Source organism: Burkholderia sp. Bp8986, assembly GCF_003854225.1.
Classification (GTDB): Bacteria; Pseudomonadota; Gammaproteobacteria; order Burkholderiales; family Burkholderiaceae; genus Burkholderia.
Map to the genome: position 1 here is coordinate 132,000 of NZ_QTQM01000009.1, position 14,064 is coordinate 146,063.

14 protein-coding genes are annotated in these 14,064 nt (G+C 68.5%); 5 read left to right on the top strand and 9 right to left on the bottom strand.

Annotated features, from left to right (window positions below):
- Positions 1-8: 8 nt before the first annotated feature.
- Genes DID99_RS11735 through DID99_RS11755 form a run of 5 tightly spaced genes read right to left on the bottom strand, consistent with a single transcriptional unit; the run spans position 9 to position 3,096 of the window.
- Positions 9-536, bottom strand: coding sequence for a cupin domain-containing protein (locus DID99_RS11735; protein WP_034180369.1), 528 nt, complete (start codon positions 534-536; stop codon positions 9-11).
- Between the two features lie 33 nt (positions 537-569).
- Positions 570-1,340, bottom strand: a complete 771-nt coding sequence (locus tag DID99_RS11740; protein WP_124666743.1) for an SDR family oxidoreductase — start codon at positions 1,338-1,340, stop codon at positions 570-572.
- A complete protein-coding gene (locus tag DID99_RS11745; RefSeq protein WP_124488182.1) occupies positions 1,333-2,403 on the bottom strand; it encodes an aromatic ring-hydroxylating dioxygenase subunit alpha in 1,071 nt (356 codons plus the stop codon). Before DID99_RS11745 ends, DID99_RS11740 begins: the two co-directional genes overlap by 8 nt.
- Before the next feature lie 60 nt (positions 2,404-2,463).
- On the bottom strand, positions 2,464-2,775 hold the full coding sequence (locus DID99_RS11750; RefSeq protein ID WP_124666744.1) for a recombinase-like helix-turn-helix domain-containing protein: 312 nt from the start codon (positions 2,773-2,775) through the stop codon (positions 2,464-2,466).
- Between the two features lie 3 nt (positions 2,776-2,778).
- The gene (locus DID99_RS11755) at positions 2,779-3,096 is read right to left on the bottom strand and encodes a non-heme iron oxygenase ferredoxin subunit (RefSeq protein WP_006758060.1); all 318 of its coding nucleotides are present in this window, start codon (positions 3,094-3,096) and stop codon (positions 2,779-2,781) included.
- A gap of 450 nt (positions 3,097-3,546) precedes the next feature.
- Between DID99_RS11755 and DID99_RS11760 the strand changes: the two genes are divergently transcribed.
- Entirely contained in the window at positions 3,547-4,626 is a 1,080-nt protein-coding gene (locus tag DID99_RS11760; RefSeq protein ID WP_124666745.1) for a porin, read from the top strand.
- 120 nt (positions 4,627-4,746) lie between these two features.
- On the opposite strand, the gene DID99_RS11765 is transcribed toward DID99_RS11760, so the two are convergent.
- The 4 genes from DID99_RS11765 to DID99_RS11780 all read right to left on the bottom strand — a co-directional run bounded on the left by DID99_RS11765 (position 4,747) and on the right by DID99_RS11780 (position 8,483).
- The gene (locus DID99_RS11765) at positions 4,747-5,691 is read right to left on the bottom strand and encodes an IclR family transcriptional regulator (protein ID WP_124666746.1); all 945 of its coding nucleotides are present in this window, start codon (positions 5,689-5,691) and stop codon (positions 4,747-4,749) included.
- 379 nt (positions 5,692-6,070) lie between these two features.
- Positions 6,071-6,277 carry a hypothetical protein gene (locus DID99_RS11770; RefSeq protein ID WP_044843168.1) on the bottom strand — a complete coding sequence of 69 codons (207 nt, stop codon included), beginning with the start codon at positions 6,275-6,277 and terminating at the stop codon, positions 6,071-6,073.
- A gap of 356 nt (positions 6,278-6,633) precedes the next feature.
- Positions 6,634-7,239, bottom strand: coding sequence for an alpha-ketoglutarate-dependent dioxygenase AlkB (locus tag DID99_RS11775; RefSeq protein ID WP_044843167.1), 606 nt, complete (start codon positions 7,237-7,239; stop codon positions 6,634-6,636).
- A gap of 95 nt (positions 7,240-7,334) precedes the next feature.
- On the bottom strand, positions 7,335-8,483 hold the full coding sequence (locus DID99_RS11780; protein WP_124488185.1) for a metallophosphoesterase: 1,149 nt from the start codon (positions 8,481-8,483) through the stop codon (positions 7,335-7,337).
- A 495-nt stretch (positions 8,484-8,978) separates the two neighbouring features.
- Here DID99_RS11780 and DID99_RS11785 point away from each other — a divergent pair, with 495 nt between their 5' ends.
- The 4 genes from DID99_RS11785 to DID99_RS11800 are packed head-to-tail and all read left to right on the top strand — an operon-like array spanning position 8,979 to position 13,962.
- The gene (locus DID99_RS11785) at positions 8,979-9,272 is read left to right on the top strand and encodes a hypothetical protein (protein WP_124488186.1); all 294 of its coding nucleotides are present in this window, start codon (positions 8,979-8,981) and stop codon (positions 9,270-9,272) included.
- Positions 9,269-10,318, top strand: a complete 1,050-nt coding sequence (gene mdtN, locus DID99_RS11790) for a multidrug transporter subunit MdtN (RefSeq protein WP_124666747.1) — start codon at positions 9,269-9,271, stop codon at positions 10,316-10,318. The genes DID99_RS11785 and mdtN overlap by 4 nt, the downstream gene beginning before the upstream one ends.
- On the top strand, positions 10,299-12,416 hold the full coding sequence (locus DID99_RS11795; protein WP_124666748.1) for an FUSC family protein: 2,118 nt from the start codon (positions 10,299-10,301) through the stop codon (positions 12,414-12,416). Before mdtN ends, DID99_RS11795 begins: the two co-directional genes overlap by 20 nt.
- Complete coding sequence (locus DID99_RS11800; RefSeq protein ID WP_124666749.1) at positions 12,403-13,962, top strand: TolC family protein; 1,560 nt, start codon at positions 12,403-12,405, stop codon at positions 13,960-13,962. Before DID99_RS11795 ends, DID99_RS11800 begins: the two co-directional genes overlap by 14 nt.
- Positions 13,963-14,064 lie beyond the last annotated feature (102 nt).

Consider the following 14,064-nt stretch of genomic DNA (forward strand, 5'->3'; position numbering starts at 1 on the left):
GCCCCGTCTCAGCGCTTGATCTTCGCGAGCGGCGAATCCGGCGGATACGTCGGCGTGATGGGCTTCGGCGAACCGAGCATCACGCACATCAGCGCGTCTTCCTCGCCGATGTTGATTTCCGTGCGGTACACGCCCGGCGGCACCGAGATCAGGTCGCGCTCGCCGAGGATCGCTTCCCAGGTCTCGCCGTCGCGCTCGCAGATCACCTTCATCTTGCCGCGCAGCACGAAGAAGATTTCTTCCACGTCGATATGGATGTGGCTCGGGCCGATGTTGCCGGCCGGAATGACCATCGTCGAGAACGTGAAGTTGCCGGCCGGCACCGTGTTGACGTCCTTCGCGACGCCCGTGCCGCCCGTGCCGACGTAGCGCATCTGCGCACGGCGGTACTTCGGGTCGTAGTCGGCCTGGAACTTCAGTGCGTCCCAGTCGTAGCGCCGCGTCGCGTAGCGCGCGACGCGCCCTTCCATCCAGTCGTTGAAGCTTGCGCCTTCCGGCTGGTCCCACGACTTGCGTTCGAGATCGGCGTCCGCCATCGTCCTCTCCTTCATCAGAGTGAAAACTTCAAATCAATTCATTACGAAGCCGCCGTTTACCGGCAGCAATTGACCCGCCACGAAGCGCGCGCCGTCCGACAGCAGGAACAGCACGGGGCCCGTCACGTCCTCGGGCACCTGCGCGCGCGTCAGCGCGCGGCCCTGCATGTAGAACGCGTGGCGTTCCGCCGGCACGTAGGCCGTCGCCTCGACTTCGGTGAGCCCCGGCGCGATCGCGTTGACCGTCACGCCGTGCGCACCGAACTCGCGCGCCTGCGCATGCGTCATCGCGATCACGGCGCCCTTGCTGGCGACGTACGCGAGCAGCTTCGGCGCGCCCCACAGCGCGGTGTCCGATGCGAGGTTCACGATCGCGCCGCGGCCCGATTGCGCGAGGTACGGCAGCGCCGCATTGCTCACGAGCCAGACGCCGCGCACGTTCACGTTCATCACGGCATCCCAGGTCGACACGTCGAGCTCCGTCGACAGCTTGCCGCCCGAGTTCGTGATCGCCGCGTTGTTGATCAGTGCGTCGATGCCGCCGAGCGCTTGTGCGCCCTGCGCGACGAAAGCCGTGACGCTCGCCGGATCGGCCAGGTCGAGCGTGAAGAAATGCGCGGTGTGGCCGGCTTGCGTGAGCTGCGCGGCCAGCGCGCGGCCCTCTTCGGCGAGCACGTCGCCGAACGCGACCTGCGCGCCCGCTTCGACGAGCGCCTTCACGAACGCGGCGCCGAGACCGCGCGCGCCGCCCGTGACGAGCACGCGGCGCCCCGGCAGCGACACGACCGGAGCGAACTCAGCCATTCGCGGGCTCCGCCGCGGCGTGCGCCGCGCGATGCGCGTCGAGCGCGGACAGGTGTTCCTGCGCGCGCTGGCGCAGCATCCGGCGCACGCGCGTGATGCCGACGTCGTGCTGGTACAGGTATTCGTGATCGCGCGCGTGCGGCGCGAGGCTTTCGAGAACGTAGCGGTCCTGCTCGAGCACGTCCCAGTGCAGGCCCTCGAGGCGGTTGCGGTACATGAAGCGCCACACGTCGCGCTGCCAGCCGCTGACCTTGCGCGTACGCCAGAAGTAGACCTGGCAGTTGTCGCCGTCGACCGGCGTCGCGAAGCCGATGATCCCGAAGTTGCCGCCCGGGCCGAACTTCTGCTTGTACGGAATCGCGAGGCGCATCCACAGGCAGCCGGTTTCGCCGAGCTCGACCCAGTCGAAGTTCACGTCGCGCTGGCCGATCTTCTCGAACATCAGGCCCGTTTCCGTCTTGCGCACACGCATGTCGGCCTGCTTGTCGCCTTCGGCCATCGAGTGCGACGTCGCGTGCAGGTACGCGCCGTGCATCGGGTCCATCACGTTGTCGATCGCGTACTGGTAATTGCACTTCCAGTTCGACACGCACAGGAAGTGCGCGTATTCGTCGGCGACCAGTTCTTCCGGCAGGTTCAGCGGCGCCGGCTCGCCGTGCGCTTCGTCGCCGAACCACAGGAAGATCGCGCCGGCCTTCTCTTCGACCGGATACGACTTCACGCACTTCGTGCCTTCGAGCGGACAGTTCGATACGGCCGGCACGCGGTTGACCGTGCCGCCGCCGTCGACTTCGATGCCGTGATACCAGCACGCGATGCTGCCGCCGAGGTTCCAGCCGAGCGACAGGCGCGCGCCGCGGTGCGGACAGCGATCTTCCAGCGCGTGGACCTTCCCTTCGTGATCGCGCCACAGCACGATCTGCTCGGACAGGCGCGTGAGGCCGACCGGCGCGTTCGACACCTGCCAGCTCGGGGCGACGGGATACCAGTAGTTCTTGATGCCGCGGTCGAGGTAGTCGCGGACCGGGTCGTGTTGTGTTTCGTGTTGTGCGGGGGACGTCATCAGTGTGCTCCGGATGCGGTTGTCGGGTCGGCGCTCAGGCGTGCGGCGCGGTCGGTGCGCTCATTCCGCCAGCGAGGCCAATTCGGCGCGGAAGCGCTCGGGCGTCCACGCCGTGCCGTCCGGCGCGCGGAAGCCGATGCGGTTCAGGCCCGCGACAACCTCGTCCAGCTCGGTCGCGCCGCTCTCGAACACGCGTTCGAGCGCATCGCCCAGATCGTTCTCGTACTGCGTCGGCTCGGCCTTGCGGTTTTGCCAGATGCGGTTCTCGACCTGGCCCGGGATCTCGATCTGCCCCTTGCCGGCGACGTTGTTCGGCTGCGGCGCCACCCACGGCTTCAGGAACGGATTGAAGTTGACGGTCGCTTCTTTCATCGGTTACTCCACCTTGATCTGGATTTCCTCGCCAGCCAGGCGCACCGCGTACTGCTTCAGCGCGCGCCCGCCCGGGCCCTTCAGGCATTCGCCCGTCTTGATGTCGAACACGGCCTCGTGCAGCGGACATTCGACCGTGCCTTCGTCGACGAACCCCTGCGTCAGCAGCGCGTAGGCATGCGGGCACACGTTCTCAAGCGCATACACCTCGTCGCCGACGCGGTAGATCCCGATTTCGACGCCGTCGGTCCGCTTGAACTCGATCGGCGTGTCTTCCGACAGCGCGCCGGCGTGCCCGGCACAAACCCATTGTTCAGACATCTCACACCCTTCCTTCTGATCGACTCTCGGTTCGCCCCGGGTTTGTTCCATACCCGGAACAGCAGTTTATGGATGGTGATTATAGGAGTGACTTCCCACGAGTAAAACAAAAAGCTGCACGTCCTAGGGAAAACACCGACCGCCGGGTCGACGATCGCCGCCACTCATCTTGAAAAAGGTGATTTTTTGCTTTGTGGCGGGGATTTAAGTCCTTTTTTCAGGACGCTCGGTCCCGTGTTGCGGATCGTCACCACCCGCATCCGGCCCGATAAATTTATTTTTGATCCGGCGCGCGACACCTCTATACTTCATTCCATCAGAGGCACATTGTTCCTTATATGGAACATTAAAAATGCCCGCCCGGTGGTGAAGAACGCGCGACGGCCGGCCGTCCCCCGCGCCCGCCGCCACGGCACGTTTCTCATCAGGTTTGGAGAGTCAGGAGATCAAATGGTCAAGCAAGCGGTAGCAGCAGCAATCGTCGGAATGGGCGCGATGTCGGGCGCCTGGGCACAAAGCAGCGTGGTGCTGTACGGCAGCCTGGATGCCGGCGTCGCCTATGTGAACAACGTCGGCGGCCACGCGAAGTGGGCGATGATCCAGGGCAACACGCAACCCGACCGGTGGGGCCTGAAAGGCAAGGAAGACCTCGGCAGCGGCCTGTCGGCGATCTTCCAGCTCGAAAACGGCTTCTATACGAACAACGGCCAGTTCGCGACCGCGAACACGATCTGGAACCGCGCGGCCTTCGTCGGCCTCAGCTCCGACCGCTACGGCACGCTGACGCTCGGCCGCCAGACGCCGCTGACGTTCGACTATCTCGATCCGCTCAGCACCGCGTATCTCGCGCTGAGCTGGTATGCGTTCCATCCGGGCAACATCGACGGGCTCGCCGCGACCGGCAACGTGCCGTACAACAACGCGGTCAAGTACCGTTCGCCGAGCTTCGCCGGCTTCTCGGCCGCGGCGGCGATGGCGCTCGGCAACACGACGAACTTCTCGACCGGCAAGTCGGTCGGGGTCGCGCTGAACTACGCGAACGGGCCGTTCAAGGCGTCGGCCGTCTACTCGAACGAGCACGACCGCTCGATCCTGATCAGCCAGACGGGTATCACGTCGTTCCAGGGGCAGAACACCGCGACCGGCTACATCGCGAACAAGGTCGAGAACATCGGCGCGGGCGCGTCCTACCAGATCGGCGACTTCCTCGTGCACGGCCTCTATACGCGCGTGAAGATGCAGTCGAACGGGTTTTCCGACACGTTCCAGAGCTACGACGCGGGCGTGAACTACCGCAGCAGCGCGTTCAACACGATCGCGGGCGGCGCGGCGACCACGACGCTGGCCGGCCGCCGCTGGACGCAGGTGGAGCTCGGCGACATCTATGCGCTGTCGAAGCGCACGCAGCTGTATGCGAACGTGCTGTACGAGCACGGTTCGGGCGGCGCGAAGGCCGCGTTCTTCACGGCCGGCGCGTCGAGCACCGCGAACCAGGTGATCGTGCTGACCGGCATCCATCACTCGTTCTGAGCGGCGGCGGCCGGATGCGCCCGACGGCGGAAACGAAAAGAGCAGCCCGGGGGCTGCTCTTTTTTTGGCTACTTGCGACAGGCTACTGACGAAGCCGCGCGACGCGGCTCATGCCGCGAATCAGAACATCGCGACGCGATGGCGCGCGTGCGCGAACGTCGGGTCGCTTTCGAGCGGCCGGTAGTTCAACCGCTGCGACAGGTCGACCGCCGCGCCGCATACCGCTTCGACGAGCCGTTCCTTCTCGCCGGCCTCGCCGATTTCCGAGCGCGGCACCGTCGCGGTGATCGCCGCGACGATCGCGCCCGAATGGTCGCGCACGGGTGCCGTCACGGCCGAGATGCCGCTCTCGAACGCGGCTTCGCTGACCGCGTAGCCGAGCCGCGCGTAATGACGCACACGCTCGTACAACTCGTCCACCGTGCCCGGCGTGCGCTCGGTGAACTGTTCGAGGCGCTTCTCCGGATACAGCTGGCGCAGCGCGTCGCGCGTGAGGTCGCCCATCAGCACATGGCCGTGCACGGTCGCGTGCGCGGGCAGCCGCGTGCCGACGTGCACCTTCACCGAGCCGAACATCGACGTGTTGCTCTGCGCCTTCGCGACGAACACGACATCGCGCTGGTCGCGGATCAGCAGGTGCGTCGACAGGCCGGTCGCATCGCGCAATCGTTCGAGCACGGGCGTGCCGAGATCGGTCAGTTCCAGCGAATTCAGGTATTCGAAGCCGAGCCGCAGCACGCCGACGCCGAGCCGGAAATAACGGTCGCCGTTCACGCGCTCGAGAAAGCCGAGCGCTTCGAGCGTCTGCAGCAGGCGGAAGGTAGTCGTGCGCGGAATGCCGATGCGCTTTGACAGCTCGGGCGCGCCGAGCACCGGCTCGCGCGCGGAGAATTCGGCGAGGATCCGCAGCCCGCGCTCGAGGCCCGGCACCAGATACGACGACGCGCCGCCCGACGATTCGTCGTCGCCCGCGCCCTGCTTCGACGCGTCGTGGTCGACGTCGTCGCCGGCTGTCGCGCGCGGCGCGCTTGCCGGCTTCGCCGGCGGTTTCGATGCGCCGCTCATCGTTGGATTGATCCTGTGCACATGGACGGAATGGAAGCGTTCACGAATGACCCGCAATGCTTGATTATGGAATTTCGACCGGACCGGATCAACACGATCCGGCGCAGGCGGCCGATGGCCCGGCGCGCCCGATCGGGTAGCCGGACTCATATAGCCTGATGCGATCGAAAGGATAACAGCGATAGACAAGACTGCCCATCGGAACGTCGCCTTAGGCAAGGCGGGCCGCCGGCCCTGCTCATCCGCGATCGGGATGCCTCACGTGCGGTACCGGCCGGCACGATCACGGCCGATGTGCGACTAGAAAACGAAAGGGGGAAGAAACGCGAGGAAACAAATGACCGCACCGATCCGCGAGCGGGATCGGCGCGACGCGACGTCAGGCCGTCACGGCAGCGTCGTACTCGGCACGGGCGAGCTGGCCAGCGGCGTATGCGTCGGCTTCACCGCGAAAGCCGTCCGTGCTGAATGCGACGACTTTCACACCGACACCCGACGCCCGCTTCACCGTCAGCGCCCATTGCCATCCACCGTCTTGTTCGAAGACGTGCAGCGAGGGTTCGAGGGATGAGTCCAGTACGGTCACGGGTTTTATGCTCCTGCACTGCGCATCACGTCGGCGACGCGTCAGGCATGTCGAAAAAGTGCGCCGGCGTCCGGCGCGTTTCAGCCATTCGACAGTCTAGTCAATGAATGTTGCGACGCACCATCAGGGCTTACACCTGCCTATCAGAACCGGACGGTCAATCAAAACCACCTGAAACCCTTATGGGACGGGCCTCGCAGGCCGGTTCAAGCCGCCCCGGACACCTGCGTGCGGCAACGTGCCGCATCGACGGCGGCTTGCCTCGCCTGGATGAAAAACGGGGTGCGACCGGCACGCGTGCGCCGGACCACCACCTTCGTCGGCTCGTGGCGCCCGCCGGTCGGCATCTCCGGCCGCTACCGGCCGCTTCCCGCCGACACCACCCGCCGGAACGTCAGGTTGACGCGCTCACCCTGCACGGCCGGCGCCTTCGGCACGCGGTGCTGCCATTCGGCCTGCGTGCGGCCGCGCATCACGAGCAGGCTGCCGTGTGTCAGCCGGTACGCGTGCACGACGCCGGTCGCACGATGACGCAGGTCGAACACGCGCATCGCGCCGAGGCTCACCGACGCGATGACCGGCGCGTCGCCGAGCTCCGGCTCGTTGTCGGCATGCCAGCCGAGACTGTCCTGCCCGTTGCGATAGCGATTGAGCAGCACGCTGTTGAATCGCGCGCCGCAGGTCGCCTCGACCGCGCGCTTCAGGTCGAGCACGGCCGGCGTCCACGGCGCGGGCACGTTGCGGATCCCCGAATACACGTAGACGGCGTCGGGCTCGCCCTGCCACGCGGTGAGCCGCGGCAGCGGAATGCGACCGCGCGGCGTGCGGATCGTGTCCTGCCGCCACGCGACCTCGTCGATCAGCGCGGCCAGCACGCGATCGGCGTCGGCCGGCGCGAGCCAGTCCGGGTACCAGTCCACGTCGGGCACGGGCGAATCGGCGAAAAGATCGGGCGTCGACATGTCGCGATCAGGCAGCAAATGAACGGTGCGGGGAAACCACGTCTGCATGGTAGCCAACGGCGACGCGCGACGCCATGCGCTGTCATTCCGGCGCGCTAGCGGCCGCGGGTCAACCGGATCAGCGTGATCTCGGACGGCACGCCGAAGCGGTTCGGCGGCCCCCAGTAGCCGGTGCCGCGGCTGGTATAGAGCCACATCGTGCCGAACCGGTTCAGCCCGCCGATCACGGGCTGCTGCAGGCGCACGAACGGCGGCCACGGCAGGAACTGCCCGCCGTGCGTATGGCCGGACAGCTGCACGGTGAAACCGGCGCGGCTCGCCGCTTCCGCGCTGCGCGGCTGGTGCGCGAGCAGGATCTTCGTGGCGACGTCGTGCGGCGCGCCCGCCAGCGCCTGCTCGGGATCGCTGCGATGCGCGGGATCGAACCCGCCCGCCGTGAAATCGGTGACGCCGGCGAGCACCGCGCGCGCACCGTCGTGTTCAATCAGCACGTGTTCGTTGAGCAGCACCGTCAACCCGATCCGCCGGAACTCGTCGATCCATGCGTGCGCGCCGGCGTAGTACTCGTGGTTGCCCGTCACGAGGAAGCTGCCGTGCCGCGACTGCATGCGGCCGAGCGGCGCCGTGTGCTCGCGCAGCCGCTTGACCGAGCCGTCGACCACGTCGCCCGTCACGACGACGAGATCGGCCTCGAGCGCATTGACCGCGCGCACGATCCGCTCGATATACGGGCGCTTGATCGTCGGCCCGACGTGAATGTCCGAAAGTTGCACGATCGTCAGGCCGTCGAGCGCGGCCGGCAGCCCGTCGACGGGAATCGACACGCGCTTGACCGCGGCCGTGCGGCGCGCGCCGACGAATCCGAGCGCGCTGACCAGCACCGCGCCCGCCAGCACGCCGAGCGCCGTGTCGGATGCCGCGCCGCTCCAGGCACCGTCGTGCCCCAGATGCCGCCAGACGACGACGCCGAGCAGCACCAGCTCGCGCAGGAATGTCAGCACCAGCAGCGACGAGAAGAAACCCATCGCGATCGAACCCAGCCAGCCGACCAGCGTCGCGGCCCAGCCTTCGTCGAAGCGGCGCGAGAACATGCCGACCGGAATCAGCACGACGAAGCTCGCCAGCACGAGCGCCGCGATCGTGCGCGCGAGCGGCGACGTGAAGGCGTCGGGAATGATCCGCAGCCCGACATACAAATGGAACACCACGCCGATTGCGATGAACCGGACAAAGAAACTTCGCATGGAATACTCGTCCTCGTTGCGATACCGCTTCCGCGCCGCGCGTCGGACGGGACCGTGCCGTCAAGCCTCTTCACGCGTCGCGCTCTTCGCACGATGGTACACAGATACCGGCCGGCACGACGGTCACGGCCACGGCGGACGCACCGCGCGGGCCCGAACGCGGATTCATCCGCGACTGCGCGTCAATTCCGCATTCGGCTCGCCGATTCCCGCTTCATCGGCAGACAAACGGCATCGGCCCGGTTTCGTCTGACTATCCTTTACAGTCCGTCAGCAACCCTGCCAGTGCATGCGCTGGCAGAATCGCGAACCGCCATCGATCGCACCGAAGCGCCCACCGGGCAGCCCCGTGCGTGCGGCAGGCACGCCGGGCATCGCTGGCGGTCTACATCGCGCTGATTTATTATCGGCTCCGTATCGCGGAATCGTCGTCGCGACGACGAACCGCCTTGCGCCGCGCCCGGCATCCACCCCCAACGTCGAGCTCGTCACACCATGAGAAAAACAACGCCGCGCGCGCCGCTGCGTGTCGCCGCCGTCCTCGCGCCCGCCCTGCCGCTCGCGGGCTGCACGTCGCGCGGCGCACCGTCGTACGTCCTGTTCGGCGCGTATTTCCCGCTCTGGCTCGTCAGCGCGATCGTCGGCATCGTCGGCGCGATCGTCGCGCACCGCGTGTTCGTCGCGACCGGCTGGGCCGCCACGGTGCCCTACCAGCTCGCCGTCTGCACCGCGATCGGGCTCGTGGTCGCCGTGATCGTGTGGCTCACCGGCACGGGGCCGTTCGCATGAAGGCCGCCGGCACCGCCCGCCCGTCCACGAAAGGCCGCGTGATCGCGCTGGCGATCGTCGCGCTCGGCATCGCCGCGCTCGCATACGCGTACCACCGCACGACGGCCTACCCGTCCACCGACGACGCGTCGATCGACGCGGACGTCGTGCACGTCGCATCGCCCGTCGGCGGCCGCATCGTGCAGCTTGCCGTGCACGAGAACCAGCGCGTTGCAAAAGGCGACCTGCTGTATCAGATCGATCCGGTGCCGTACCGGCTGACGGTCGCGCAGGCGCAGGCCGACCTCGAACTCGCGCGCGCGTCGCTCGACACGCGCCGCCGGTCGCTGATCGGCGAGCGCTCGAACGCAGCCGTCGCCGCCGAGCAGGTCAAGCGCGCGTCGCAGAATCACGATCTCGCGACGCGCGACGTGAACCGGCTCGCGCCGCTCGCGGCGCAGGGCTACGTCAGCGCACAGCAGTTCGACCAGGCGAAGGTCCGGCAGCGCGACGCGGCCGTGTCGCTCGCGCAGGCGCAGGAACAACAGCGAGCGTCCGCGCAGACGATCGGCGACGACGCCGACGCGATCGCCACGCTCCATGCACGCGAAGCCGCACTCGCCCGCGCGCAGCACGCGCTCGACGACACGGTGGTGCGCGCGCCGCACGACGGGCTCGTGACGGGCCTGACCGTGCTCGCTGGCGAAACCCTCGCGCCGAACCAGTCGATCTTCACGCTGATCGATGCGAGCGAATGGTTCGCCGTCGGCAATTTCCGCGAAACGTCGTTGAACCGCATCACGGTCGGCGACTGCGCGACCGTCTATTCGATGATCGACCGCAGCCGGCCGCTGTCGGGCAAGGTCGTCGGCATCGGCGCGGGCATCGCGGACAGCGACCGCATCAACCTGCCGCGCGCACTGCCGATCGTGCAGCGCTCGGTGAACTGGGTACATGTCGCACAGCGCTTCCCGGTGCGTGTGAAGCTCGACGAACCCGACGGCAAGCTCGTGCGCGTCGGCGCGAGCGCGATCGTCGAGGTCCGGCATGGTTCAGCCTGCCGCTGAAGTCCGCGCCCCCGGCCCGCGCGAAGTCCTGCGACTGCTCGCGCCGTTTCCGGGGCGCGCCGCGATGGCCGCGCGGGTCGCGCTGATCTGCGCGCTCGTCGTGCTCGTGACGAGCGGCTACGGTACGCCGGAAGCCGCGATCTCCGCGTACGTCGTGTTCTTCCTGAACCGCGCCGACCGCGTGACGAGCGTCGTGCTCGCGGTCGCGATGCTGCTGCTCATCACGCTCGTGATCGCGCTCGTGATCGGCGTCGCGATCTTCAGCATCGACTATTCGGTGCTGCGCGTCGCGTGCATGGCCGTGCTGTCGGCCGGGTTGCTGTACCTCACGTCGGCGAGCAAGCTGCGCCCGGTCGGCGCGATCCTCGCGATGATCGTCGGCTTCGGGCTCGACCAGCTCGGCCTCGCGCCGGTCGGCGAAGCCGCGACGCGTGCGCTGCTCTACGCATGGCTGATGGTCGCGATTCCGGTCGGCGTCGCGATCGTCGTCAACCTGCTGATCGCGCCTTCGCCGCGCAAGCTCGCGCTCGCGCAGCTCGCGAAACGGCTGCGGCTCGCCGCGCAGCGGCTGCGCGGCGACGAGGATGCGCGCACGGCCTTCGACGCGAGCCTGCGCGAAGGCGACAAGCAGCTCCTCACGTGGCTCAAACTGTCGACGCTCGAAGGGTCGACGCCCACCGCCGACGCACCCGCGATACGGCAAGCCATCGCGTCGAGCACCGCGCTGCTCGTCGCGGTCTCGCTCGCCGACCGCGAGCCGGACGCGCGGCTGCCCGCCGCGTTCGCGCAACCGGCTGCGGCGACACTCGACGAGATGGCCGGCATCCTCGAGCAAGGCGGTTATCCGGTCGACGTGACGCTGGGGCTGCCGCCGGCCGATACGCTGCCGCCGCTCGCGCGCGTCGTCGCAACCGATCTGCACACGGCCATCACGCAGTTCGCCGAGCCGGCCACACCTGCTGAATCGACTGCACCGGCCGCATCGGCCGCACCTGCTGCCGCCGCCGCATCTGCCGCACCGACGGCGACTCCGCCCGACGCATCGGCTGCAACCGCCAACGCACCCGCCGCGCCGCGCGGCGGCTTCTTCCTGCCGGACGCCCGCACCAACCCCGACCACATCCGCTACGCGCTGAAGACGACCGTCGCGGCGATGTTCTGCTACCTGCTGTACTCGCAGCTCGACTGGTCGGGCATCCATACCTGCTTCATCACCTGCTACATGGTGTCGCTCGGCTCGACGGCCGAAACGGTCGAGAAGCTCACGCTGCGGATCGCCGGCTGCATCGTCGGCGCGCTGATCGGCACCGCGGCGCTCGTGTTCGTCGTGCCGGCGCTGTCGTCGATCGGCGAGCTGATGGCGCTCGTGTTCGTCGGCGCGTGGCTGTCCGCGTGGGTCGCGTTCGGTTCGCCGCGCATTGCGTACGCTGGCTTCCAGGTCGCGTTCGCGTTCTTCCTGTGCGTGATCCAGGGCGCGGGCCCCGGCTTCGACCTGACGCTCGCGCGCGATCGCACGATCGGCATCCTGCTCGGCAACGTCGTCGTGTATCTCGTGTTCACGCGCATCTGGCCCGTCAGCATCGGCAAGCAGATCGACGTCGCGTTCGCGGCGCTGCTCGATCAATGGCGCCGTATCGCGCAGGTCGTGCAGCCGGCCGAACGCCGCACGCTCGCCGCCGAAGCGTTCGCGCGCCACGGCGCGATCGCGCAGGAGCTCGGCCTGATCCACTACGAACCGTCGTGGGTACGGCCGGCCGCCACGTGGCTCGCCACCCGGCGACGCGCGCTCGCGGAACTCGGCGCGCTCGAAGGCCCGCTGTTCCTGCTCGCCGACCGCACGCCGGGCGATGCGGCGATCGGCGCGCACCTCGCGCGCGTGGTCGAACTGCGCGACGACGCCCCGACCGCCGACGCCGCTTCGGCGCCGCCGTCGTCGACGGCAGGCGCGGCAGCCGAGCCGGCCCCGCCGCCGGCCGCCACCTCCACCGACCCTGCACGCGACGCGCTGCTGAACCTGATCGACACGCGGCTCGCGCACATCGCCGACGCCGCGCGCCCAGACACCCCGAAGGAGCCTGCCCCTCATGCGCGTCCCTGAACCGCCGGCCGCATCGATCGCCGCCGCCGCGCTCGCGACCGCCATCGCGCTGACCGGTTGCGCCACGTCGTCGGTCGATCTCGCGCCGCAGGCCCCCGACCGTCCGTGGCAGCCGCAAACGTCGGCCGCCGGCGACATCGTGCCGGCGCCACCGCTTGCATCCGCGCAGCGTGCGCCGCACGACTACACGCTGCCGGCCTCGCCCGCGCTCGCATCGGTGTCGCCGCCGGCCGCGCTCGATGCCGCGCATCCGTACACGCTGCCCGAGCTGATCGATCTCGCCGAATCGACGAACCCGCTGACCCGCATCGCGTGGAACGACGCGCGCAACGCGGCGCTCGCGGTCGGCATCGCGAAGGCCGCATACCTGCCGAACCTGTCCGCGACCGCGATGGGCGCGTACCAGGCGAGTCACGGCTCGACGTCGACGATCCTCGGCGACTCGTCGAGCAATACGACCGTGCACGGCACGATCTCGGCGCTGTCGCTGCAATGGCTGCTGTTCGATTTCGGCGGCCGCGCGGCGCGCGTCGAGGCGGCCGAACAGGCGTCGGTCGCGTCGAACGTCGCGTTCACGGCCGTGCATCAGCAGGTGATCCACGACGTGACCGTCGCGTATTACCGTTACGAAGCCGCCCGCTCGCGCGCGGTCAGCGCGCAGCAGGGCCTGGCGAACGCGGACGCGATTCTCGCGGCGTCGCGCGCACGGCTCAGGCAAGGCGTCGGCACCGTCGTCGAACTCGCGCAGGCGACGCAGAATCGCGCACAGGCGAACCTCGCGCTGGTCCAGGCGAACGGCACGGAAAGCGACGGCTACCTCGCGCTGGTTTCCGCGCTCGGCATCTCGCCGCTGTCGAAACCGTCGATCGCCGCGCTGCCCAGGCGAGCGCTGCCGCCCGCGCTCGCGTCGTCGGTCGACGCGATCGTGTCGGACGCGATCGCGCGCCGCCCCGACCTGCAGGGCGCCTATGCGCTCGAGCAGGCCAACCGCGCGAAGATCAAGGCCGCTCAAGCCGCGTTCATGCCGAAGATATTCCTGTCGGCGTCGACGTCCTACGCCAGCGGCGGCACGGCGATCACCGCGCTGCCCGCGATCGGCGACCAGGCCCCGACCGTGAACCTGAACGGCAGCCACTACGGCGGCGGCGTGTTCCTCGGCGTGACGATTCCGCTGTACGACGGCGGCCTGCGCTCGGCGGTGCTGATGCAGGCGCGCAACGATGCGCAGAGCGCATCCGCGCGCCTCACGCGGACCAAGGAGGAAGCCGTCCGCCAGGTCGTCGCCGCGCAGAACGCGGTGCAGACGAGCCTCGCGTCGCACGACGCGGCGAAGGCGCTCGTCGATGCCGCGCAGACGAGCTACGACGCGGCGCTGACCGCGTACCGCAACGGCGTCGGCTCGGTCACCGATGCGACGATCGCGCAAAGCCAGCTGCTCGCGGCCCGCAACGCGGAGGTCGACAGCTACGCCGGCGCGCTGTCGGCCGCCGCCGCGCTCGCGCTCGCGACGGGGACGATCGGCGCGTCGCAGTCACCGTCGCAGTGACCACCGGCCGTTCGCGGCCGGCCGCCAGACGGGTTGACGCCTGCGCGCGCGGCCCACTAGAATGCCGCCCATTCTTCCTTCAGGAACCATCGTGGACAGTTG

Excerpts from the sequence above, each read along its gene's own strand:
- DID99_RS11735 (WP_034180369.1), bottom strand. The coding sequence starts at position 536 with ATGGCGGACGCCGATCTCGAACGCAAGTCGTGGGACCAGCCGGAAGGC.
- DID99_RS11740 (WP_124666743.1), bottom strand. The coding sequence starts at position 1,340 with ATGGCTGAGTTCGCTCCGGTCGTGTCGCTGCCGGGGCGCCGCGTGCTC.
- DID99_RS11745 (WP_124488182.1), bottom strand. The coding sequence starts at position 2,403 with ATGACGTCCCCCGCACAACACGAAACACAACACGACCCGGTCCGCGAC.
- DID99_RS11750 (WP_124666744.1), bottom strand. The coding sequence starts at position 2,775 with ATGAAAGAAGCGACCGTCAACTTCAATCCGTTCCTGAAGCCGTGGGTG.
- DID99_RS11755 (WP_006758060.1), bottom strand. The coding sequence starts at position 3,096 with ATGTCTGAACAATGGGTTTGTGCCGGGCACGCCGGCGCGCTGTCGGAA.
- DID99_RS11760 (WP_124666745.1), top strand. The coding sequence starts at position 3,547 with ATGGTCAAGCAAGCGGTAGCAGCAGCAATCGTCGGAATGGGCGCGATG.
- DID99_RS11765 (WP_124666746.1), bottom strand. The coding sequence starts at position 5,691 with ATGAGCGGCGCATCGAAACCGCCGGCGAAGCCGGCAAGCGCGCCGCGC.
- DID99_RS11775 (WP_044843167.1), bottom strand. The coding sequence starts at position 7,239 with ATGTCGACGCCCGATCTTTTCGCCGATTCGCCCGTGCCCGACGTGGAC.
- DID99_RS11780 (WP_124488185.1), bottom strand. The coding sequence starts at position 8,483 with ATGCGAAGTTTCTTTGTCCGGTTCATCGCAATCGGCGTGGTGTTCCAT.
- DID99_RS11785 (WP_124488186.1), top strand. The coding sequence starts at position 8,979 with ATGAGAAAAACAACGCCGCGCGCGCCGCTGCGTGTCGCCGCCGTCCTC.
- mdtN (WP_124666747.1), top strand. The coding sequence starts at position 9,269 with ATGAAGGCCGCCGGCACCGCCCGCCCGTCCACGAAAGGCCGCGTGATC.
- DID99_RS11795 (WP_124666748.1), top strand. The coding sequence starts at position 10,299 with ATGGTTCAGCCTGCCGCTGAAGTCCGCGCCCCCGGCCCGCGCGAAGTC.
- DID99_RS11800 (WP_124666749.1), top strand. The coding sequence starts at position 12,403 with ATGCGCGTCCCTGAACCGCCGGCCGCATCGATCGCCGCCGCCGCGCTC.